This is a genomic window from Halomonas denitrificans, from assembly GCA_019800895.1.
In the GTDB taxonomy this organism is placed as follows: Bacteria; Pseudomonadota; Gammaproteobacteria; order Xanthomonadales; family Wenzhouxiangellaceae.
Genome location: JAHVKF010000001.1, coordinates 574,926 through 597,671 on the forward strand (window position 1 = coordinate 574,926; position 22,746 = coordinate 597,671).

Below are 22,746 nucleotides of genomic sequence, written 5' to 3' on the forward strand. Positions count from 1 at the left end.
AATCTGTGTTCATCCGTGTTCATCTGTGGATAACGAAAAGTTTCTGGGTCACTCGAGGCCGGCGAGGATTTCGTCGATCTTCTCCTCGGTCAGGTTCTCGTGGTAGTGACCGTTGACGATCATCATGGGCGCGCCGGTGCAGGCCGCCACGCACTCCTCCTCGATCTTCAGGAAGATGCGCCCGTCGGCGGTCGTCTCGCCCAGCTTCGTGCCCAGCTTGCTCTCGACGTAGTCGACGATCTTGTCGGCGCCGCAGAGCATGCAGGAGATGTTGGTGCAGATCGAGATCGAGTTCCGTCCGACCGGCTTCGTTTCCAGCATCGAGTAGAAGGTCGCGACCTCGTAGACCCAGACCGGCGGCAGCTCGAGGTAGTCGGCCACCGCGTCCATCAGGTCGCTGGTCAGGTAGCCGTCGTTCTGGACCTGGGCGGCGTACAGGGCCTGGATGACCGCCGAGCGCCGCCCTTCCAGCGAGTCCGGAAACTTGGTCTTCCAGTGGTCGATCGTCGACCGGGTCGCGTCGCTCAGCAGTTCGGCCTTGCCGGCCGCCGGGCTCTCGTGGGCCTGGAAACTCATCGGTCGATCTCTCCGAATACGATGTCCTGGGTACCGATCAATGCCACCACGTCGGACAGCATGTGCCCGCGCGCCATTTCGTCCATTGCCGAGAGGTGGGCGAAGCCCGGCGCGCGCAGATGCACGCGGAAGGGCTTGTTGGCGCCGTCGGAAATCAGGTAGCAGCCGAATTCGCCCTTGGGCGCCTCGACCGCGGCGTAGGTCTCGCCCTCCGGCACGCAGTAGCCCTCGGTGAACAGCTTGAAGTGGTGGATCAGCGCTTCCATGTCGTCCTTCATTTCTTCGCGAGACGGCGGCGCGACCTTGTAGTTGCCGACCATGACCGGACCGGGATTGTCGCGCAGCCAGCGAATGCACTGCTGGGCGATGCGCGCCGACTGCCGCATCTCCTCGACGCGCACCAGGTAGCGGTCGTAGCAATCGCCGTTGACGCCGACCGGGATGTCGAAATCGACGTCGCGGTAGCGCGCGTAGGGTTGCTTCTTGCGCAGGTCCCAGGCAATGCCCGAACCCCTGAGCATCGGTCCGCTGAAGCCCAGCTGGCGGGCACGCTCCGGCGACACCACGCCGATCCCGACGTTGCGCTGCTTCCAGATGCGGTTGTCCGTGAGCAGGGTCTCGTACTCGTCGACGCGGTCGAAGAAATCGGCCATGAAGGCGTCGAGGAAGTCCAGCATCGAGCCTTCGCGCCACTCGTTGAGGCGCTTGACGTCGGAGGCCTTGCGGAAGCGGTTTTCTTCGACCTTGGGCATCTCGGCCGGCAGATCGCGGTAGACGCCGCCCGGGCGGTAGTAGGTCGCGTGCATCCGCGCGCCGCTGACCGCCTCGTAGACGTCCATCAGCTGCTCGCGTTCGCGGAAGGCATAGAGGAACAGCGTCATCGCGCCCAGGTCGAGGCCGTTGGCGCCGATCCACATCAGGTGGTTCAGGATGCGGGTGATCTCGTCGAACAACGTGCGGATCCATTGCGCGCGGTCCGGCGGTTCGATACCGAGAAGCTGCTCGATGGCGCGCACGTAGGCGTGCTCGTTGCACATCATCGAGACGTAGTCGAGCCGGTCCATGTAGCCGATCGACTGGTTGAACGGCTTGGACTCGGCAAGCTTCTCGGTGGCCCGGTGGAGCAGGCCGACGTGCGGGTCGGCGCGCTGGACGACTTCGCCGTCCATCTCCAGGATCAGCCGCAGGACGCCGTGGGCGGCCGGATGCTGGGGACCGAAGTTCAGCGTGTAGTTGCGGATCTCGGCCATGTCACAGCCCCCCTTCGCGGCGGTCGAGCTGGTCGCCGACGTACCTCGAATCGCGCCGGATCACGCGCGGCACGAGCACCCTCGGCTCGATTTCGGTCGGTTCGTAGACCACGCGCTTGCGGCCCTCGTCGTAGCGCACCGTGACGTTGCCGATCAGCGGGAAGTCCTTGCGGAACGGGTGACCGATGAATCCGTAGTCGGTCAGCAGGCGACGCAGGTCCGGGTGCCCCTCGAACACGATGCCGAACAGGTCGAAGGCTTCGCGCTCGTACCAGTTGGCCGACGCCCACACCTCGACCAGCGACGGCAGGCTGGGGAAATCCGCTTCGTCGGGATGGCAGCGCAGGCGCAGGCGGTGGTTGTGGGCGGTCGAGAGCAGCTGGCAGACCACCGCGAAGCGATTGGGAATCTGCTCGGCCTCGGGCCGGCTGGCCCAGTCGAAGCGGCCCGGACCGAGGTGATCGACGCCGCGCGAGAAGCCCGAGCCGGACGCTTCCGCGGTTTCCCACTCGTCGTCGCCGTAGCCAAGGAAATCGACCCCGCAGAGGTCGATGAGCATGTCGAAGGCCAGCGTCTCGTCGTCGCGCAGCCGGGTGCAGCTGTCGACCCAGTCGCGCGGCTTCAGCTCGACGATGAGCTGGCGATGGTCCTCGCGCACGGCGACGACGCGATCGCCGAGCAGTTCCTCGACGCGCCGGGCGATGGTCTGGTTGCGTTCGCTGAAAGTGCTCATGCGGCCGGTGCCATGAAGGAATTCGTCCGTCGAATCTTCTTCTGCAGCTGGATGATGCCGTAGACCAGCTGCTCCGCCGACGGCGGGCAACCCGGGACGTAGACGTCGACCGGCACGATGCGGTCGCAGCCGCGGGTCACTGCGTAGGAATAGTGGTAGTAACCCCCACCGTTGGCGCAGGAGCCCATGGAGATCACCCACTTGGGATCGGGCATCTGGTCGTAGACCTTGCGCAGGGCCGGGGCCATCTTGTTGCAGAGCGTGCCGGCAACGATCATCACGTCGGACTGGCGCGGGCTGGGCCGGAACACGACGCCGAAGCGGTCGAGGTCGTAGCGCGACGCGCCGGCGTGCATCATCTCGACGGCGCAGCAGGCCAGGCCGAAGGTCATCGGCCACATGCTGCCGGTGCGCGCCCAGTTGACCAGCGCGTCGACCGACGTCGTGACCATGCCCTTCGACAGCAGCGGGTTCGCGTCGGCACCGGGACGCAGGATGTCGTCGACCTGGTTCAGTTCAACGATGTCGCTCATGCGGTCACTCCCATTCCAGCGCGCCCTTCTTCCATTCGTAGATGAACCCGATCACCAGCACGGCCAGGAATACGGACATCGCGATCAGGCCGGTCATGCCGATGGAATCGAGCGCCACCGCCCACGGAAACAGAAACGCGATTTCGAGATCGAAGATGATGAACAGGATGGCGACGAGGTAGAAGCGCACGTCGAACTTCATGCGCGAATCCTCGAAGGCCTCGAAGCCGCACTCGTACGGCGAGAGCTTCTCGGCATCGGGGCGACGCGGCCCGAGAATGCCACCGGCCGCGAGCAGGGCGACGCCCATGCCGGCCGCGACACCGAGAAAGATCAGGATCGGAAAGTATTCGGTCAGCATTTCGCCTCGCTTCCAGCTCGCCCCCGCTCGACCGGGGTGGATGGCACAGGACGCGCCCAGCGGCTCCCGGGCGGATCGCCTGCACCTTCGCCTTGTCGTGAATCGATCGCTTCGAGACTCGGTCGGTCGAAGCGATATGTCGCAACGTTACGTCGTGAACCTGGTGCCGAAGGCCGGACTCGAACCGGCACGGCCGTTAGGCCACTGCCCCCTCAAGACAGCGTGTCTACCAATTCCACCACTTCGGCAGGTACACGACGTGAAACTCGTTGTTCGGAACTCGGCCGACCGTACGGTCAGTCGACCGGAGGCTCCGGGATGACCTCGGACGACTCGTCCTCGGCAGACGCGGCCTGGTTGCCGGCCTGGTTGCCGGACGCCTGGTTGCCGGACTGATCGTCCGCCCCGTCGGCCTGCGCGTCGTCGCCCGAGGCTTCGCGCGGCTCGGAATCGAGCTGCTCGATGACCGCGTCGACCGCCGCGTCGGCATCGTTCGCCGCATCGGCGGCGGAGGATTCGAGGGCGCCGACCACGCCCAGGTCGTCGGTCGCTTCGCGGTTGCCGCCGGCGGCGAGGACCGCCATGGTCAGGCTGATGCCGAAGAAACCGACCGCGAGCCAGGAGGTCGTGCGGGTCAGGAAATTGGACGCACCGCGCGAGCCGAACACGGTGCCCGATGCACCGGACCCGAACGCGGCGCCCATGGTCGCACCCGGTCCGCGCTGGACCAGCACGATGGCGATCAGGCCAGCGGCCAGCAGGACGTGCAACACGATCAATACAGTAAACATGCGTCGTCAGATTCCGTCGTCGTCGAATTCGGTGCCGGGTCGTCGCGCCTGCCGCCGCCTCAGCGCGCTGCAGCCCCGACGATCCCCATGAACGATGCCGCATCCAGCGATGCGCCGCCGATCAGGCCGCCGTCGATGTCTTCGCAGGCCAGCAGTTCCGGCGCGTTGCCGGGCTTCATGCTGCCGCCGTAGACAATCCGAATGCGGCCCGCAATTGTAGCATCATCATTGGCGAGACGGGCCCGGATGAATGCATGGATTTCCTGCGCCTGGTCGGGCGTGGCGGTCCGCCCGGTGCCGATCGCCCAGACCGGTTCGTAGGCGATCACCGCGTGCTCGAAGGCCGCGATCCCGGCGTGCCGGACGACCGCGTCCACCTGCGCGCCGATCACCGCCTCGGCCTCGCCCGCATCGCGCTGCGCCAGGGTTTCGCCGACGCACAGGACCGGCACGAGGCCGGCCTCGACCGCCGCCGTGAACCGCGCCGCAACGACCGCATCGGTCTCGCCGTGGTCTTCGCGCCGCTCCGAGTGACCGACCAGCACCAGGGAAACGCCGCAATCGACCAGCATCGCCGCCGCCACGTCGCCCGTGTGGGCGCCGGGCGCCTCGGCGCTGAGATCCTGCGCGCCGAGCCGGACCGCGGAGTCGCCCAGCGCATCGCGCGCGGTCAGCAGGTACGGGAACGGCGGCATCACGGCGACGTCCGCATCGACCGGCCGGGCCTCGTACGCGGACACGATGTCTCCGATCAGCGCCCGGGTCATGGCCTGCGAGCCGTTCATCTTCCAGTTGCCTGCGATCAGCGGTCGTCGATCGGGATGCATGGGGTTCTCCTCGGTCCGTGGGTCTCGTAAGCCGCCGGCACACAACGCGGCGCGATGCACGTCGCTCGGGCCGTTCGGTCGGCGGCGGGCGACAGGATAGGCGCAGGGCGCGTCGGGCGCAATGCGAGACGCCCGCTTGGCTCGCCGTTCACATCGACGCTGCATGATCCGGCCGAGTACGAGGCCTGCCCGCCGGCAGCCGCCGGCATCCGGCGTCTTCCGGGTTCGTCTTCCGGGTTCGTCTTCCGGGTTCGTCTTCCGGGTTCGTCTTCCGGGTTCGTCTTCCGGGGCGACGCCGGCACCGACGAGGAATCCGGCGACCGCCTCGACCGCATTCACCCTTCAATCGATGGAGTCGAAACCGATGATCCGATCCCGCCTTGGCATCACCCTGCTGTGCGGCTCGCTGCTGGCCGCTGCCGGCCCGACCGCCGCCGCCCCCGAGCAGTACACGATCGACACGCGCGGCATGCATGCGTTCGTCTAGTTCAAGATCTCGCACCTCGGCTTTTCCTGGCTGTACGGCCGCTTCGACGACTTCGACGGCCGCTTAACCTTCGATCCCGAAGCGCCCGAGGAAAGCTCCGTCGAGGTCGAAATCCGGACGTCCAGTGTCAACACCAACCTGGAGCGGCGCGACGATCACCTGCGCGGGGAAGACTTCCTGCAGGTCGACGCCCACCCCGAGGCGAGCTTCCGCTCGACCGCCTTCGAGCCCCTGGGCGACGACCGCTACCGGCTGACCGGCGACCTGTCGCTGCTCGGCCAGACGCGCGAAGTCACCATCGATGTCGAGCAGACCGGCGCCGGCGAAGACCCCTGGGGCAACTATCGCCGGGGGTTCCAGGGCAGCACGACCCTGACGCTGGCGGACTGGGGCATCACCTACGACCTCGGGCCGGCCGAGACCGTCGAGATGATCCTGTCGATCGAGGGCATCCGCCAGTCGGAGGACGACGCGTCCTGACTTGCGAGACGATCGCAGAAGCCGTTCGGGCGGCCGCCGCCCGAACGCGGCGATGCCTGCGCCGCGATCAATCCCCGCCGACCGTCATCCGGTCGATCAGGATCGAGGGGGTCTGCACGTTGCGCCGGCGCTCGACATCCGCGCCCAGGGCCCGGAGGCCGGAGAACATGTCGCGCAGGTTGCCGGCGATGGTGATTTCCTCGACCGGCCAGGCCACCTCCCCGTCCTCGATCCAGAAGCCCGATGCCCCGCGCGAATAGTCGCCGGTCACCAGGTTGACCCCCTGCCCCATCACCTCCGTGACCACCAGGCCGCGGCCCATCTCGCGGACCAGCTGCGCCTGGTCCAGGGAGCCGGGCCGCACGAGCAGGTTTCGGACGCCGCCGGCGTTGCCCGTGGACTCCAGCCCGAGCTTGCGCGCCGAGTAGCTCGACAGCACGTAGCGCGCGAGGCGGCCCGCGTCGATCAACGGGGCGGCCTGCGTGGCCACGCCCTCGGCGTCGAAGGAACTGGACCGGTCCGCGCCGTGCAGGTGCGGGTTCTCGTCGATCTGGACGAAGTCCGGGAAGATGGCCTCGCCCTGGCGGTCGAGGAGGAAGCTCGATCGGCGATAGAGATTGCCGCCGGACGCGGCGCCGATCAGGTGACGGACCAGCCCCAGCGCCGTATCGGGCGTGAACAGCACCGGCGCCGGTCCGGTCGGCGCCCGGCGCGCACCGAGCCGCCGCAGCGCCCGCTCGGCGGCACCGCGGCCGGTCGCTTCGGGATCGGCCAACGCATCGAAGCGGCTCCGGTCGTCCCAGTCCCAGTCGCGCTGCATGCCGTCGTCGTCGGCGGCGATCAGCACGCAGCTCTGGCCGAAGCGGGTCGAGCGACGCGCGCCGACGAACCCGTGCGAATTGGCGTAGACCCCGACCGCGGCCGACGTCGAGACCCCCGCGCCCTCCGAGTTGTCGATCCGCGCGTCCACCGATCGACCGGCGGCCTCGATCGCCCGCGCCCGCTCGATCAGCGCGGTCATCTCCGGCATCGCCGGATGCCACAGATCGAAGTCCTCGATCACGGTCGCCATCCGGCCGGCGTCGGCAAGGCCGCCGGCCGGATCGGCCTGCGTGTGCCGGGCGATCGCCAGGGCCTGCTCCACGGCCTGGCCCAGGGCCTCCGGCGACAGGTCACCGGTGGTCGCCGAGCCGCTGGCCCGGCCGCGGTAGACGGTGATGGAAACGCCACGGTCGCGCGCCTCTTCCAGCGTGTCGATCTCGCCGAGGCGCACGTTGACTTCGCGCGACAGCGACGAATTGACGCTGACCTCGGCCTGGTCCGCGCCGCCGGCGCGCGCTCGCCGAAGCACGTCGGACGCGACGTCGGTGAGCAGCGCCTGCTCGCCGTCCGGGTCGTCGAGCAGGTCGTGGGCACCGCGCTGGATCACGTCGCGGGAAGCGCTCATGCCGTCCCCCCGACGGTCAGACCGTCGATCTTCAGGGTCGGCTGGCCGACACCCACCGGGACGCCTTGGCCGTCCTTGCCGCACACGCCGACGCCGGCATCGAGCTCAAGGTCGTTGCCGACCATCGACACCCGCGTCAGTACATCCGGGCCGTTGCCGATCAGCGTCGCGCCCTTCAGCGGCGCGCCGACCTTGCCGTTCTTCACCCGGTAGGCCTCCGAGGCGACGAACACGAACTTGCCGGAGGTGATGTCGACCTGGCCGCCGTTGAAGTTCACCGCGTAGATGCCATCGTCCACCGACGCCAGGATTTCCTCCGGGTCGTGGTCGCCGGGCCGCATGTAGGTGTTCGTCATCCGCGGCATGGGAACGTGTGCGAAGGATTCCCGGCGGCCGTTTCCGGTCGGCTTCATGCCCATCGCCCGAGCGTTGAGCTTGTCCTGCATCAGGCCCGTCAGGCGGCCGTTCTCGATCAGCGTGGTGCACGAGGTCGGCGTCCCCTCGTCGTCGATCGACAGGGAGCCGCGCCGACCGGGCAGGGTCCCGTCATCGACGACGGTGCAGTGCTCGGTCGCGACCCGTTCCCCGATCCGGCCGTTGAATGCCGAGATGCCCTTGCGATGGAAATCACCCTCGAGGCCGTGGCCGATCGCCTCGTGCAGCAGCACGCCGGGCCAACCCGGTCCGAGCACGACGGTCATCTGGCCGGCCGGGGCGTCCTCGGCGCCGAGGTTCAGGGTGGCCTGGCGGACCGCCTCGCCGGCGAGGCGCTGCCAGGCGTCGGCCTGCATCAGTTCGTCCAGCGCGTAGCGACCGCCGCCCCCGGCATTGCCCGATTCGCGCCGATCGCCTTCCTCGGCGATCACCCGGACGTCGAGCCGGACCAGCGGCCGCACGTCGCCGGCGCGGGTGCCGTCGCTGGCCGCGATCAGCACCGACTCGTACTGGCAGGCGAGCGAAACGTTGACCTGGCTGACGCGCGGATCCAGCGAACGGGCGTAGGCGTCGATCGTGCGCAGCAGGTCGACCTTGTCGGCCGAGCCGCGCGCCGCGATCGGATCGTCCGGCGAGTACAGCGCCGGCGCCTGCACCGGGCTCGCCACCGGAAGGCTGCCGGAGCTTCCACTGCGAGCGATCGAGCGGGCGCTGCCGGCGGCCTCCATCAGGGCCGGCAGGTTGATCGTGTCGGCGTAGGCGAAGCCCGTACCGGTGCCGACGATCGCCCGCACTCCGACCCCCTGGTCGATGTGGAAGCCGCCGGCCTTGACGATGCCGTCCTCCAGGCTCCAGGTCTCGGTCCGGCGATGCTGGAAATACAGGTCGCCGAGATCCACCGCGCCGGCCACCAGCCGGCCCAGCACGCGGTCGAGATCGTCCGGCTGGAGCTCGGCCGGGGTCAGGAGATGTTCGGTCGCCAGTTGCAGCATGTCGTCAGGGTACTCGTATGGTGCCAGTCGTCGAGGCAGTCGCAGCGGCGTTGGTCGCCGCCAGTCAAAGAAATTCCTTGTGTGTCCACGGATGAACGCAGATGAACACTGATGAACGAACCGGTGAAACAATGATCTTTCGATTCAGCGCCGAGCTTCGGCAAGGATTCGATCCTCGTCCGGACTCCCGAGCCCATGGGGCGGATTTTCCGGGTCTTGCGAGACCGATCGATTTCTTGATCGAGAGCCGATCATCCGAACCACGACACCGACATTATCCGTGTTGATCCGTGTTCATCTGTGGACTAAACATCGTTAATCGCGCTCTCGATCGCGCCGAATCCAGATATCCGGGCAATGGCCGCCGATTCAACCACCCTCGGCAGTCCCGGGCGGTGATTCCGGCTCCGGCAGGCTTTCGACGCCGCGGGCGCTGACCGGCACCAGCACCGGGTCGTCCCAGGGACCGGTCACCGTGTACTGGACCTCGGAAATCCCGCGCAGCGGCTTGTCGAGCAGCTGCTGCAGCGCCGCGCCGGCCGCGGCGCCGATCGGGCCGCCGGTCAGCGCGCCGATGATCGGCAGGGTCGAGCCGACGCCGGGCTGAACGATCAGGGTCTGGTCGTAGGTCTGCTCGGCCAGGTCCGTTTCGCCACGGATCTGCACGATCGCTGCCGGCGCCTCGATCACCAGGTCGTCGGTCACCGCGCGGCCCTGGGCCAGTTCGAAATGCCCCGCGACCCGGTCGAAGGTCAGCCCCTCGGCGAACACGTCGGTGAAGTCCATCCGCAGGCGGCGAGGAATCGAATTGAGGCTGACCAGCCCGAGCAGGCGGCCGGCGCCGACGCGCGCTTCGGGAATCACGCCGTCGCCGATCGCCAGGTCCAGCTCGCCCTCGAAGCGCTCGAGGGTGAAATCCAGCGGACTGCCCGGCCATCCTCCGGTAAGCGTGATCACCGCCCGGCCGCGCTGCAGCGCAAGGTCGTAGCCGGCGTCGGCGAGCACCTGCCCCAGGCTGTCGGCAGTCAGGCGGAAGCGTCCGCGCGTTCTCGGCTGGTCCGAATCGGCCGGCATCCTCCAGCGCCCGCCGCCGGTCAGGCCGAGGGTCGGGTGCTCGATCGAGAACTGCTCGATTTCCAGTCCGCGCGCGGCGGCGTGCGTATTGACCGACAGCCGACCCAGCGCCAGGTCGCCGTAGCGCAGGTCGTCGATCCGAACGTCGACCTCGGGCAGCCGGCGAGGATCGATCCGGCTCGGCCGCGAGGGCGTCCCGTCGGCGTCCTCGCGCCGCGGCCAGTGCAGGCGATCGAGGTCGACGACCACCGCCCCGGCACCGGCGGCGGGCAGCCGGAACCGGCCGGCCAGCGCCGGGCCGTCCAGCAGCAGGCGCCAGTAGTCCGCTTCGCGGCCCAGGGACGCGGCCACCGGTCCGAGCGACGCGGCATCGAAGCGCAGATCGCCGATCGTCACATCGACCCATCCGTCGACCGCGCGGTCCAGCGCCAGCTCGAGGCCTGCACCCCCGGATGCGTCACCGGGGGCTTCAACGGCCCCGGGGCCGGTCGCGAATTGCCCGACCCAGCCCGACAGGTCGAGGGCGGCGAGGTCGCCGACGACCCGAAAGGCCTCGGCGGTCGGCAGCGAGGCCTCCGCCGCACCCAGCCCCAGGCCGAGCCGGTCCGCGCCGACCAGGCCTTCGATCCGGTCGACCAGGTCGAAGCGGATCGGTGCCGGCGAGTCGCCGAGCGGCACGTCCAGGCGGAACGGCCAGCGAGCGTCGGCCGGCTTGTCGAGCGGCTCGGGCCAGGCCAGTGCCAGGCCGACCAGGTCGCTTTCCACGATCACCGAGCCGGTCGGCCCGGAATCGCCGCGATCCGGTACCGACGGCCCGCTCGACTCCGTGTTCGCCGGCGAATCCTCCGCGCCCCGGATCGTGACGTCGAAGCGCGGCGCACCGGAGGCGTCGGCCAGGAGCGGTGCCAGTTCGGCCGGACGGTCGTCCGGCAGCGCCGCGGCCGGCGGCCATTCGCCGGCCAGGCGCAGTTCGAAGGTCGGTTGGAAGTCGGCCGCGACCTCCAGCTCGACCGCCCTTCCCGCGCGCCGCCCGCCCAGCACCGACGGCCCGAACCCGTCGCGGCCGAAGCGCACGCGGCCGGTCAGCGCATCGAGCCGGTAGGCCGGCGCCGGCCAGCGCAGCACGGCCTCGTCGAACACCACCTCGCCGTCGAGCTGCCAGTCGTCGATCCGCTTGACCGGCAGCACCACGCGAGCGGTCGCGGCCGCGGCGCCGCGCAACTCCAGCCGTTCCAGGGTCGGTCGCGCCGCCTCCAGCGGCAGGGCCCGGACCAGGTCGACCAGGGCGTCCGCTCCCGTCCCTGCCGCCGTTTCCAGCATGAGGGTCAGCTCGGCGTCGCGCAGCCGCGGAATCTCGATCCGCGGCCCGACCAGCGCCGTGCCGGCGATCCGGCCCGTGCCGATCGCCGCGGTCATCGACTCGCCGAGGAAGGTCACGCGCGCCTCGAGGTCGGTCGCGGCCGGCCAACCGTCGGCGTAGGCCAGGGTCAGCCCCCCGACGTCGATCCGACTTTCCAGGCCGCCGTCGGGCAGGCGTTGCTTCCAGGTCCGCGGGGTTCCGAACAACGTGGTCGTCGCCTCGGCCCGATCGACGCCGACCAGGGCATCGACCAGCCACGCGCGCGTCTTCGGGGGCAGGCCGCGCCGCGGAATCCAGTCGGCCGGCGCCTCGGTCGAGATGCGCGGGGTCTCGACCAGCAGGTCGAGAAACAGCGGATGGGCGACCGAATCGCCGGCGTCGAACAGTCGTCCGTCGATCGCAAGCACGACCTCCGGGTGGGCCAGCACCAGATCGCGGACGTCCATCGACGACGGCCGCAACAGCAGCGAGCCCTCGTCGGCGTCGAAGCGCAGAGGTCGCTCGAACAGCCCCGGCCATTCGAGCCCGACCACGCCGCAGGGCTGCACGACCAGCGCGTCGCCGGCCAGCGCCAACTCCAGCCGCGAGGCGTGCACGTCCAGCGGACCGGGCATCCGCTCGGCGACCCGACCGGTCAGTTCCACACGAACGTCAAGGTCTTCGATCACGCCGGAGGCTGCGTGGAGATGGCCGCTGGCGTCCCCGCCGAGGGCCAGGTCGCGCGCGATTCCGGCCAGCTCGAATTCCGGCAGCGCGCCGCGCTCGCGCAGGGGCTCGGTCCACCGGTGCAAAAGCGCCAGGTCGATCGATTCCGCCGCCAGCGCCCAGTGATCCGGGCTCCGGCCGACCGCCGCGTTCTCGATCCAGGTCACGCCCCGGTCCGGATCGCGTCCTTCGATATCGAGCACCAGCGCCTCGTGGTCGGTGTCGTGGTCGGTCTCGTCGTTGGTCGGGTCGTTGATCTCGCGATCCGGCCCGTTGCCGTTTTCGTTGCCGCCCGCGGCGATCAGGGAAAGGACCAGCCGCTCGACCACCTGCTCCTCGTCGAGCCGTTCCAGGGCCAGGTCACCGATCGCCTCGAGGCCGGCCGCCGGGGACCAGTCGACCCACAGGTCGCCGGCCACGCGCAGCGACTCGGAGCCCTCTTCGAACGGCGGCACCCGCAGCTCGTCGATGCGTGCATGCGCGCGCACGGCGCGCAGACCCGAGTCCGGGAGCTCGAGGCGCAGCCCGATCTCGATCGGCGTTCCGGTCAAAACGGTTCCGCCATCGTCGGCACGGTCGACGATTGGAGCAACGATTGGAGCAACGATTGGAGCAACGATCGGAGCGACGACGGTCTCGGCGACTGTCTCGTTCACCGGCTCGACGAGTGAAGCGCCCTCCGGATCCGCCGTCTCGGCGGGGAGATCGGCTCCCGACTGCCGGCCCGGCCGGTCGATCGGATCGCCTTCCGGGCGTCCGGCAGGCTCGGCGCCTGCCCGACGAGCCCATCGTCCGTCCAGCCCCTCCGGAATCGCCAGCAGGTGGGCCGCGATCCGGGCGCCGTCGCGGGCCAGCGCCGCTTCCGGTACGCGCAGGCGCATCGGCGGCAGGTCGCGGGGTTCGATCCGGATGCCGACGTCGCGCAGCGTCAGGTCGCCGGCGGTCAGCGCGCGCTCCCAGCCGCGCCCGACGCGCCCACCCTGTTCCAGCTGCCAGCTCCAGCGGCCCCGATCGTCTTGCACGGCGGCGATGTCGAGGCCGAGCGCGGCCAGGCCGACCGTGTTGCGCGCCGGTCGGACCAGGTTGTAGAGCCGCAGCTGCAGACGGGCCTGGTCGATCTGCAGCAACGGCGCGTCGTCCGGGCCCACCTCCAGCCCGTGCAGGCGGATCTCCGGCGACATCCTCGGCCAGCGGGCGCGGATTTCGCGGATCCGCACGGGCTGCTGCAGGGCCTCGGCGAGCAGGTCCTGGACCAGCGGCCGGGCCACGTCGGCATAGGGCGCGAGCAGGCGGCCGATGCTGACCAGCGCCGCCGAACCGATGATGACCACGGCGACCAGCTTCCAGAACCCGCGCCGCAGGCTGCGCAGGCGCCGTCGTGGCCGGCGCGGAGCGGACGGCGTCGAGGAAGAAGTCGGTCCCGAGCTCAATCCTGCCCCCGGATCAGAGCAGCACGACGTCGAACTGTTCCTGCCCGTACTGTTCCTCGGGCTGGAAGCGGATGTTGGTCCCGAGCTGTTCGGTCAGTTCGGCGATGGTCCGGGTGTGTTCCTCGAGAATCTTGTCGACGACCTGGGGCGGGGCCATGACCATCAGCTGGCCGGTCTCGAACTGGCGGACCGCGCGCAGGATCTCGCGGAAGATTTCCGAGCACACGGTCTCCACCGACTTCTGCCAGCCCCGGCCGTTGCAGTGCGGACAGGGTTCGCACAGGCGGTGCTCCAGGCTCTCGGTCGTGCGCTTGCGGGTCATCTCGACCAGGCCCAGCGGCGAGATCTCCGACACGGTGCTCCTGGCCGGGTCCCGCGCCAGCGCCTGGGTCAGCGTGCGCAGCACCTGGCGCTTGTGCTCGTCGTCGTCCATGTCGATGAAATCGATGATGATGATGCCGCCCAGGTTGCGCAGCCGCAGCTGACGGGCCAGCGCCTGGGCCGCCTCGAGGTTGGTCTTGAACACGGTCTCGGCGAAATTGCGCACGCCGACGTAGCCGCCCGTATTGACGTCGATCGTGGTCATCGCCTCGGTCTGGTCGATCGTCAGGTGGCCGCCGGATTTCAGCGTCACGTCGCGCTTCAGCGCCCGGGTGATCTCGTCTTCGACCCCGAACAGGTCGAACAGCGGGCCCGAGCCGCCGTGGGCCTCGATCCGGTCGGCCCATTCGGCGACGAAGTTCGCGGCGAAGGCCTGGGCCTGGCGCAGGGTCTTCGCATCGTCGATGCGCACCCGGTCGATGCCGCCGTGCATCAGGTCGCGGATCGCGCGCAGCGGCAGCGACAGGTCCTCGTAGATGCAGTCGCCGGGCTTCGGTGACCCGGCCATCCGGCGCTCGATGTCGCGCCACAGGCGGCGCAGGTAGTCGAGGTCGCGGCGCAGCGCATCGAGCTCCACGCCTTCGGCATTGGTGCGCAGGATCAGGCCGATGTCCTCGGCCGACGCCCCGCCGGGCTCATCGACGGCGGTGTCGCGCCCCCCCCTGCCGCTTTCCCCGTCGCTTTTCCGACCGCTCGTTCTGTCGGCCTCCTGGCTCTTCCCGTCGCCGTCGTCGGTCCGGCGCTCGGACATCAACTGCTCGACCAGACCGCGCAGGCGTGCACGCTCCTCTTCGTTGTCGATCCTGAGCGAAACCCCGACCGAGCGGACCCCGGGCAGGTAGACCAGGTAGCGCGAAGGCAGGCTGAGCTGGGTGGTCAGGCGCGCGCCCTTCGAGCCCATCGGGTCCTTGACCACCTGGACCAGCACCTCCTGCCCCTCGCGGATCAGTTCGCCGATCGGCGGCACGGTGGGCTCGTCCAGTTCGTCGTCCAGCGCCGTGGACAATTCGGGCCGCGGCCGCGCGATCTCGCCGGCGTGCAGGAACGCGGTGCGGCTCAGGCCGATGTTCACGAAGGCGGCCTGCATGCCGGGGAGCACGCGCTCGACGCGGCCGAAGTAGATATTGCCGACGTAGCTGATGTCGTCGGCGCGCTCCAGGTGCAGCTCCTGGAGCAGGCCGTTCTCGACCAGCGCCACTCGGCTTTCCGACGGCGTCACGTTGATCAGCAGTTCATTGCTCACGGTCGGGCTTCGCTGTTGGGAGGGTCGTCAGGGGCCGCACGGGGGCATCGAGGAGGGTCGGTTCCGGGTCCGAGGCGACGATTCCTCGATCGATCCGTGCCGCGATCCAGCCGCCGGCGGGACGCGTCGAGCATAGCATCGACGGGGTCACGGCCCACGCTGGCTCAGGCCGGGTCGAAGCCCGCGCCGCGCAGCAGGTCGGCGGTTTCGAACAGCGGCAGGCCGACCACGCCCGAGTAACTGCCGCGAAGCTCACGGATCCACGCCGCCGGTGCGCCCTGGATGCCGTAGGCGCCGGCCTTGTCCATCGGATCGCCGGAGGCCACGTAGCGCCGGATCCACGCCGGGTCGATCGTCGCGAATTCGACCTCGGTGATGGATTCGCATTCGGCGAATTCGCCCTCGGGACCGCGCAGCGCCACCGCCGAGTGCACCCGGTGGCTCGTGCCCGACAGGCGCTCGAGCATCGCGATCGCCTCCTCCTCGTCCGCGGGCTTGCCGAGAAGGACGCCGTCGAGGACCACGCTCGTGTCGGCGCCGAGGGTCCAGTCCGGGAACCCGCCGGCGGCGGCCTTCTCGCGCGCCATCCGGCGCACGTAGTCCGACGGCGCCTCACCCTCTCTTGCCGACTCGTCGATATCGGCCGGAATCACGTCGAAGCGCGGCAGGAGCACGGCCAGCAGTTCGCGCCGGCGCGGCGAACCGGAGGCGAGGATCATGCGCGGGGCGCGGTCGCTCGAAGTCGATGGCATGGCAGGCATCGTAGCGTCTACTTGTGATACGGATGGCCGCTGCTCAGGGACCAGGCGCGATAGACCTGTTCGGCCAGCAGCACGCGGACCAGCATGTGCGGCAGGGTCAGCGGCCCGAGGGACCAGCGTTGGTCTGCAGCTGCGAGCACCGCGTCGTCGAGGCCGGTCGAGCCGCCGACCAGCAACGCGACCGGCCGACCGTCCATCTGCCAGCCTTCGAGGCGCTTCGACAGCTCGGCGGTGGACCACGGCTTGCCCCGCCCGTCCAGGGCGACGACCTGAGCACCGTCGGGAATCCTGGCCTGGATCCGCGCGGCTTCGTCGCGGCGGATCTCGATCTCGGACGTGCCCCGTCCGCCGTCGAGCTCGATCAGCCGGAGCGACAGGTGGGGCGGCAGGCGGCGACGGTATTCCTCGAACCCGTCGGATACCCAGGCGGGCATCCGGCGCCCGATGGCGATCAGCGCCAGGTCCATCGGGACGGCGTTACAGCGTCTGGGCCGGGCGTTCGCGGATCGAGGCGTCCCAGAGCTTCTCCAGGTTGTAGAAGGCCCGGGTCTGGGGCAGCATCAGGTGGACGACCACATCGGCCAGGTCGACCAGCACCCATTCGCCGCCTTCTTCGCCTTCGACGCCCAGCGGCGGCGGCAGCTCCAGCGCCTTGAGCTTCAGCGAGATGCGCTCGGCCATGGCCTTGATCTGGCGGCTGGAGGTGCCGCTGGCCACGATCATGAAGTCGGCAAAGGTGTTTCGTTCGCGCAGGTCGAAGACCTGGAGATCCTGCGCCTTGGCATCTTCCAGCACGGCGACGGCGAGGTCGCGCAGGCGCTGGACGGATTCGGCGTTGTCGGCAGATTTCAAAGGGCGGAACCGTCTCGCTGCAATGGGGTGGCGGTCATTGTACGCCCCCCGCGGCGCCGACGCGACCGACCCGCCCTGCCGGACCGTCCGGGGACCGGTCCGCCGAAACGAACGAACCCGACGCCGAGGGCCGGCGCCGGGTTCGAGGACCGACCGGATGCGACCCGGCGTCAGTTCGGGCAGGTGCCCACGTTCGACAGGCGCGACAGCGTGCGGTCGGTGGCGTAGTCCGTGTCGATCGGCGCACCGATCTCGAAGGACAGCACTTCGCGCACGCTCTCGAGGCCGTCGAACACCCGCTCGAGCACGCCGACCGAGCTGTTGGTGATGTCGGTTTCCTCGCAGTAGATGCACCAGCCCCGGAACTCGAGTACGTCCAGTGCCTTGGCGCCGGGGATCGTGGCCTCGACTTCGTTGCCGGCGAACACCCAGCGCGGCTGGCCGGTGACGTCGAAGAAGTAGCGCACCCAGGCCTCGGCGACCGCGGTGTAGAGCAAGGTCACGCCGCCTTCGCGGAACTCGGCCGGGAACCAGTGGCCCAGCAGCTGCCGGCGCTCGCCGTCGACCAGCGGGCAATCGCTGTTGTGGTCGGGGGTGTAGATCTCCGCACCGTGGTAGCCGTTCAGGCGCCAGGCGAAGATCAGCTCGCGTTCGTCGAGCGCCGTGACCTGGATCTCGCCGACCACGTCGACGGTCTGGCGAATGCCGTTGCTGGTCACCCGGTAGATCGGCTGGCTGAAGTAGGAACTGTTCAGCTCGGCCGGTGCGCCGTTGGAGATGTAGAACGTCGCCAGGCCGTCTTCGTCGTAGGTGTACCAGGTCACGAAGGCGTTGCTGCCGGCGACCTGGTACTCGATGCCCTGGTTGATCAGTCGGTCGCGCGGGCTCCACAGGCCGCGCTGCGGCTGGATGCCGTTCAGCTCGCCGACCTCGGCGGTGACCGTGACCTGGGCCTCGGCGTTGGTCGCGTTGTCCATGACCACGAAGTAGCGGCCCGGCTGGATGCTGGGCGGGGCAGTCACGGTCCAGGTGCCGCCCGACTGCGACCCCACCGCGACCTGCGTCGCCGGCTGGGGCTGGACCGGCGTGCCGACCATCGAGAAGTCGAGGCGACGCAGCGACAGGCCGGTCAGCGGCCCGTCGGCCTGGACGGACAGCGTGGCCGCGCTGGACGGCACGTCGATGAACGCCAGCTCGTGCTCGGTCTGCGGCGGGATCACCAGCGTGTAGTCCTGGCCTTCGAACAGCGGCGTGACCTGCGGCGTGTTCGGACCGACCCGGTCCACCGTCACCGGAATCACCCCGATATTGGCCGTGAAGTCCGGCGACGAGGCCACGCCCACGGCACCGACCCAGCGCTCGCTGGCCTTCATGGCCGGCTGGTCCCAGTAGATCGGCAGCGTCAGCGGCCCGCCGGGGTGGACCGCCGGTCCGGAGACGACCAGGCTCGGGTCGAGGTCCTCGGACAGTACGGCGAACTCGAAGGGCACGTTGTCGCTGCCTGCGCCCGACGAGGCATTCCAGTTCTGGACCACGATCCACCACTGGCCCGGCAGGGGGGTGGCGATGTTGCAGAGTTCGAGGTCGGTCGGCGTGGTCGACCGGCAGACTTCCTCGGACTCTTCGGCCACGCCATTGCCGTTGACATCTCGGCCGACGAACAGGTCAACGTCCTGCGACGGCGACGTGAAGGTCTCGGCGTGCAGCAGCAGCGCACCGGAGGGCACATCGACCAGCTCGAGGGCGACGCCTGCACCGCCGTCGTAGGGGGTGTCGCGGGTCGGGTCCTGGGCCAGCTGGGGAACCCGAGCCGTGGGCAGCGTCAGCGCGCTGGTCCGGAACAGTGCTTCCGAAAGAACGCCCAGTTGCTCGATGGAAAGTTCGCCGCGGCCGCGGTTGGTTTCCGTCGTGTAGTGCTGCACGTCCGGCAGCTCGCCGGGAGTGACGAAGGCCCCCACCGGCAGCCGCTGGTCGGCGAACACGCCGCCGACGGACTCGAGGACGATCGACCCGGTGCCCCAGGTGCCGAGCGGCACCGAGCCCGGCGAGACCGAGATGTCCAGGACCTGGCTGCCGCCCTCCTGCAGGGTGAAGTCGCTCGGGCTGACCGCGATGTCGAGGTCGCCCTCGACGCGGACGTTCCAGATGCCGTCACCCAGCGCACGGACCCGGCGGGTGAAGTCGCACTGGGACGCGCAGCCGTCGCTGGCGATGCCGGGCAGGTTGAGCTGACCGGGATCGCCGCCGAGGCTGGGATTGGCGTCCTCGAATTCCTGCGTCGTGACCGGGAGATACAGGCCGATCTGCGAGGCCAGGTCGACCTGGACGCCGCCGGCGCCGCGATCGATGGTGCTGGCCGGCGAGCCGTCGTCCAGCGTGATCAGGTCGGGGTCCGCGGTCGTGACCAGCGCCGAGAACACGTGGTCCGGGGTCCAGTCCGGGTGCGAGGCGCGCAGCAGGGCCGCCGCACCCGCCACGTGCGGCGACGACATCGACGTTCCGGTCAGGAACGCGATCGAGTTGACGCCGTCGAAGCCGGCGCCCAGCACGTCGGTGCCCGGCGCGGTTACGTTCGGCTTCATGGTGTCGGGCGAGCCGATCGCCGGTCCACGCGACGACGAGGTATTCAGGCGACCGCCGAAGTCGTCGTCGACGACCCGGATCGTGCCCGTCAGGCGACCCTGGTGGCCGCTGCCGCTGGCCAGCCAGCTCCGGATGCGGTCACCGTCGCTGTCGCCGATGTGCATCGCCGGCAGGCAGTGCTGGTCGCCGTTGATGCTCTCGCCCTGGGCGTCCGTATTGGCCAGGATCATGCCGCCGGCGCCGGCAGCCAGCACGTTGCGACCCTTCTCGATGCGGCCGTAGGTGCCGCGGTCGCAGACCACGATCTCGCCGTTGAAGGTCCCCGGCGGGAACGGGTTGGTGGCGCCGGTATTCTGGCCGCAGGTCGAGCCGAGCTCGGCCTCGCCCGTACCGCACAGGGCGTTGCCGAAGTCGCCGGCGTAGACGATCGGGAGAATCTCCGTGCCACCGGTCAGGCCCAGTCCGGTCAGGCTGCCCAGCGTGAACGGCCCGCCGGAAGCGCCGAGCAGGCGATTGGCGAGGACGCGATCGTGAGTGGCGTTGGCCACGGCGAAGGACCACGGCGCGTTGGCCGGCGTGCCGACCGTGCCCGCGTCGGGGCCCGAGTTGCCGGCCGAGGTCGCGGCCGCGACGCCGGCGGCGCGCAGGTTCAGGAACAGTTCCTGCGAGGTCGTGAAGCTCTGACCGATGCCCGCCCAGGGATCGGTCGGCGGCCCGCCGATCGAATAGTTCAGCGTATCGACCTCGTCGACGATGGCCTGCTCGAGCGCCGCAGCGGTCGAACTGCCGAAACACACGAAGCTGCCGTCCGGGTCGTCCGGGTCGGACTCGCAGGCCTTGTAGGAAATGATGCTGGCGTTCGGCGCCACGCCGGAGGTCGAGAAGAAGATCGACTGGCCGGCGATGTTCAGCGAGAACGACAGCGGAAAGCCGGCGGCGATGCTGGCCACGTGCGACCCGTGGTTGTCCGGGTCCTTGCCGTCGGTGCCTTCGTCGGTGAAGTCGTAGACGCCGATGATCTTGTCGCTGCACGGCACGTTCGGCTGACTGCACAGGCCGTAGAACTGACCGCGCGGGTTGTCGATCTGGGGCGCGCCCGGGCGGGTCTCGTCGAAGAAATTCGATTCCCAGTTGATGCCCGTGTCGACGATACCGATCACCATGCCGTCGCCCCGGTTCGGCGCGACCGTGCCGTTCTGGCCGACCCAGTAGCGGGTCGCGCCGATCCACTGCGGCCCGTTGTCGGTCAGCGGCCGATGAACGAACTCCGGCTCGACCGAGCGCACGCCCGGCAGCGCGGCCAGGCGCTCGGCCTCGGCGGCGCTCAGCTCGACGGCGAAGCCGTTGAGCACGTGGCGATAGACGTGCTTCGGCGCCAGGTCACGGCCCAGGATCGCTCCGGCGCGCGACAGGACATCGCCGCGCACCGCATCCAGGTGCATCGCATACTCCGCCACCGCCGGGGCGTCGGCATCGAGCCGGACCGCGCCGGTGGCTTCCGGCGCGGTCGGCGCGAAGCGCTTGGCCGACTTGCGGCCGCGGGCGTCGAAGGTCTCCAGCGTGCCGCCGCGGAACTGCGCGCTCGGCAGCGCGTCGAGGCGAACGATGAAGGTGGCCGATTCCAGCCCCTTGGCACCGCCGACCGGGCGCTCGGATTTGGCCACTGCGGCAGGTCCCCCGACCGCCACGAGAAAGGTTGCAACAAGGGCCGAGACCAGCGTCGCGGTGGAAAAGCGTCGAATTGCCTGAGTCATGTCCGGTTCGTTCTCCGAAGGATTCGTTTCCAGTGGACGCCCGGACCCGCCGGGGCCGTCGTCCAGGTTGCCAACACGCCGGAGCGCTCCGTGAAGGAGGCTCCCGGAATTCACGTCGCCGGGTCGACCGGCACGCGCATCGTGACCAGCTCTTCCGCGCTGGTCGGGTGAATGCCAATGGTGCGATCAAAATCCGCCTTGGTCAAACCGGCCCGGACGGCGACCGCGAAGCCCTGGACGATTTCGCCGGCGTCGGGTCCGACCACGTGCAGGCCGAGCACCCGGTCGCTGTCCCGATCGACCAGCAGCTTCATCAGGGCCTTTTCGCCACGCCCCGCCAGGGTGTAGCGCATCGGGGTGAACTCCGAACGATAGACATCGAGCGCTTCGCAACGTTCCCGTGCCTCGTGTTCGGCCAGCCCCACGCTGGCCGCCGGCGGCTGGCTGAACACTGCCGAGGGGACGTTGTCGTGGCTGGCCTGGCGCGGCATACCGCCGTACTGCGTATCGGCGAACGCGTGCCCCTCGGCCAGCGCCACCGGCGTGAGCTGGATGCGGTCGGTCACGTCGCCGACCGCGAAGATGTTCTCGACCGAGGTGCGGCTGTCGTCGTCGACCTCGATCCGGCCGCCCCGGCCCAGCGTCACGCCGGCCGCCTCGAGGCCGAGATCGCCGACGTAGGGCGAGCGGCCGGTGGCGAAGAACACCTGGTCGTAGCGCGCGGTGGAGTCGTCGGTGAAGGTCACCTCGATGCGGCCGTCGTCGGCCCGGTCCAGCCGCGCCGGGCAGACCTGCGTCCGGATGTCCACGCCGCGCTCGCGCATGCCGGCGTCGACCACGCGGCGGACGTCCTCGTCGAAGCCGCGGAGGATGCGGTCCCGGCGGTAGGCGACGGTGACCTTCGTGCCCAGGCCGTTGAAGATGCCGGCGAACTCGACCGCGATGTAGCCGCCGCCGACGATCAGCAACTCCTTCGGCTGCTCCGGCAGGTCGAAGGCGTCGTCGGAAATGATGCCCAGTTCGGCCCCGGGGATATCCAGCTTCGTCGGCCGGCCGCCGACCGCGACCAGGATCGTCTTGGCCGTGAACCGCCGCTCGCCGACCTCGACCGTGTGCGCGTCGATCAGACGGCCCCGGCCCTCGTGCACGGTCACGCCGGCGCCCTCGAGGAGCCGCCCGTAGACGCCTTCGAGCCGGGTGATTTCCTTTTCCTTCGCCGCGACCAGCGCCGGCCAGTCGAAGCGGGCCTCGCCGACGCTCCAGCCGTAGCCGGCCGCGTCCTCGAAGGCCTCGGAGAACTGGCTGGCAAACACCATCAGCTTCTTCGGCACGCAGCCGCGGATCACGCAGGTGCCGCCGAGGCGCGATTCCTCGCACAGGCCGACGCGGGCGCCGTGGCCGGCCGAGATCCGCGCGGCGCGCACGCCGCCGGAGCCGCCGCCGATCACAAACAGGTCGTAGTCATAAGGATGCATCGATGAATCCGGGGCTTTGGGGCAGGTAGAATCGACGGTACGAACCATTCAGCGCGAACCATCGGTGCGAATCGGTACTGCGAACCGGCGGCCTCGCACTGGACCGCTCGGGGCCGGAATCCCGCGGGCTTCGGCGAGCGCATCGCCGACGCGCCCCGTAGCCGGCCGCGCAGGATGATACCGCAACGACCCGATCGACCCGTCCCGGAGACCCGA

16 protein-coding genes, 1 tRNA gene and 1 pseudogene are annotated in these 22,746 nt (G+C 69.5%); 1 reads left to right on the forward strand and 17 read right to left on the reverse strand.

Annotation, left to right across the window (positions count from 1 at the left end):
• Positions 1–48 precede the first annotated feature (48 nt).
• The 8 genes from nuoE to tpiA form a co-directional block, all read right to left on the reverse strand.
• A complete protein-coding gene (nuoE, locus tag KUV67_02560; GenBank protein ID MBY6203752.1) occupies positions 49–576 on the reverse strand; it encodes an NADH-quinone oxidoreductase subunit NuoE in 528 nt (175 codons plus the stop codon).
• Positions 573–1,826, reverse strand: coding sequence for an NADH-quinone oxidoreductase subunit D (locus KUV67_02565; GenBank protein MBY6203753.1), 1,254 nt, complete (start codon positions 1,824–1,826; stop codon positions 573–575). Before KUV67_02565 ends, nuoE begins: the two co-directional genes overlap by 4 nt.
• Before the next feature lies 1 nt (position 1,827).
• Positions 1,828–2,559: an NADH-quinone oxidoreductase subunit C gene (locus KUV67_02570; protein ID MBY6203754.1), complete on the reverse strand. Its 732-nt coding sequence runs from the start codon at positions 2,557–2,559 to the stop codon at positions 1,828–1,830.
• Positions 2,556–3,092: an NADH-quinone oxidoreductase subunit B gene (locus KUV67_02575; protein MBY6203755.1), complete on the reverse strand. Its 537-nt coding sequence runs from the start codon at positions 3,090–3,092 to the stop codon at positions 2,556–2,558. The genes KUV67_02570 and KUV67_02575 overlap by 4 nt, the downstream gene beginning before the upstream one ends.
• Positions 3,093–3,096: 4 nt before the next feature.
• On the reverse strand, positions 3,097–3,453 hold the full coding sequence (locus KUV67_02580; GenBank protein MBY6203756.1) for an NADH-quinone oxidoreductase subunit A: 357 nt from the start codon (positions 3,451–3,453) through the stop codon (positions 3,097–3,099).
• Between the two features lie 161 nt (positions 3,454–3,614).
• Positions 3,615–3,701, reverse strand: a tRNA-Leu gene (locus tag KUV67_02585).
• A 48-nt stretch (positions 3,702–3,749) separates the two neighbouring features.
• Entirely contained in the window at positions 3,750–4,244 is a 495-nt protein-coding gene (gene secG, locus KUV67_02590; GenBank protein ID MBY6203757.1) for a preprotein translocase subunit SecG, read from the reverse strand.
• A gap of 59 nt (positions 4,245–4,303) precedes the next feature.
• Positions 4,304–5,071 (reverse strand): triose-phosphate isomerase, encoded by a 768-nt coding sequence (gene tpiA, locus KUV67_02595; GenBank protein MBY6203758.1) that lies wholly within the window; start codon positions 5,069–5,071, stop codon positions 4,304–4,306.
• 367 nt (positions 5,072–5,438) lie between these two features.
• On the opposite strand from tpiA, the pseudogene KUV67_02600 reads away from it, so the two are divergent.
• Positions 5,439–6,038 (forward strand): annotated as a pseudogene (locus KUV67_02600) (YceI family protein).
• Positions 6,039–6,105: 67 nt separating this feature from the next.
• Here the strand turns inward: KUV67_02600 and pmbA are convergent.
• From pmbA to gor, 9 genes are all read right to left on the reverse strand, one after another.
• Positions 6,106–7,485 (reverse strand): metalloprotease PmbA, encoded by a 1,380-nt coding sequence (pmbA, locus tag KUV67_02605; protein ID MBY6203759.1) that lies wholly within the window; start codon positions 7,483–7,485, stop codon positions 6,106–6,108.
• Positions 7,482–8,912 (reverse strand): metalloprotease TldD, encoded by a 1,431-nt coding sequence (gene tldD / locus KUV67_02610; protein ID MBY6203760.1) that lies wholly within the window; start codon positions 8,910–8,912, stop codon positions 7,482–7,484. Before tldD ends, pmbA begins: the two co-directional genes overlap by 4 nt.
• Positions 8,913–9,281: 369 nt before the next feature.
• Positions 9,282–13,481: a hypothetical protein gene (locus tag KUV67_02615; GenBank protein MBY6203761.1), complete on the reverse strand. Its 4,200-nt coding sequence runs from the start codon at positions 13,479–13,481 to the stop codon at positions 9,282–9,284.
• A gap of 13 nt (positions 13,482–13,494) precedes the next feature.
• Positions 13,495–15,105 carry a ribonuclease E/G gene (locus KUV67_02620; GenBank protein MBY6203762.1) on the reverse strand — a complete coding sequence of 537 codons (1,611 nt, stop codon included), beginning with the start codon at positions 15,103–15,105 and terminating at the stop codon, positions 13,495–13,497.
• A 164-nt stretch (positions 15,106–15,269) separates the two neighbouring features.
• Complete coding sequence (locus KUV67_02625; GenBank protein ID MBY6203763.1) at positions 15,270–15,824, reverse strand: Maf family protein; 555 nt, start codon at positions 15,822–15,824, stop codon at positions 15,270–15,272.
• A gap of 50 nt (positions 15,825–15,874) precedes the next feature.
• Positions 15,875–16,333: a 23S rRNA (pseudouridine(1915)-N(3))-methyltransferase RlmH gene (gene rlmH / locus KUV67_02630; protein ID MBY6203764.1), complete on the reverse strand. Its 459-nt coding sequence runs from the start codon at positions 16,331–16,333 to the stop codon at positions 15,875–15,877.
• A gap of 10 nt (positions 16,334–16,343) precedes the next feature.
• Positions 16,344–16,682, reverse strand: a complete 339-nt coding sequence (rsfS, locus tag KUV67_02635) for a ribosome silencing factor (protein ID MBY6203765.1) — start codon at positions 16,680–16,682, stop codon at positions 16,344–16,346.
• A 206-nt stretch (positions 16,683–16,888) separates the two neighbouring features.
• Positions 16,889–21,055, reverse strand: coding sequence for a S8 family serine peptidase (locus KUV67_02640; protein ID MBY6203766.1), 4,167 nt, complete (start codon positions 21,053–21,055; stop codon positions 16,889–16,891).
• 110 nt (positions 21,056–21,165) lie between these two features.
• Positions 21,166–22,530: a glutathione-disulfide reductase gene (gene gor / locus KUV67_02645; protein MBY6203767.1), complete on the reverse strand. Its 1,365-nt coding sequence runs from the start codon at positions 22,528–22,530 to the stop codon at positions 21,166–21,168.
• Positions 22,531–22,746: the final 216 nt, after the last annotated feature.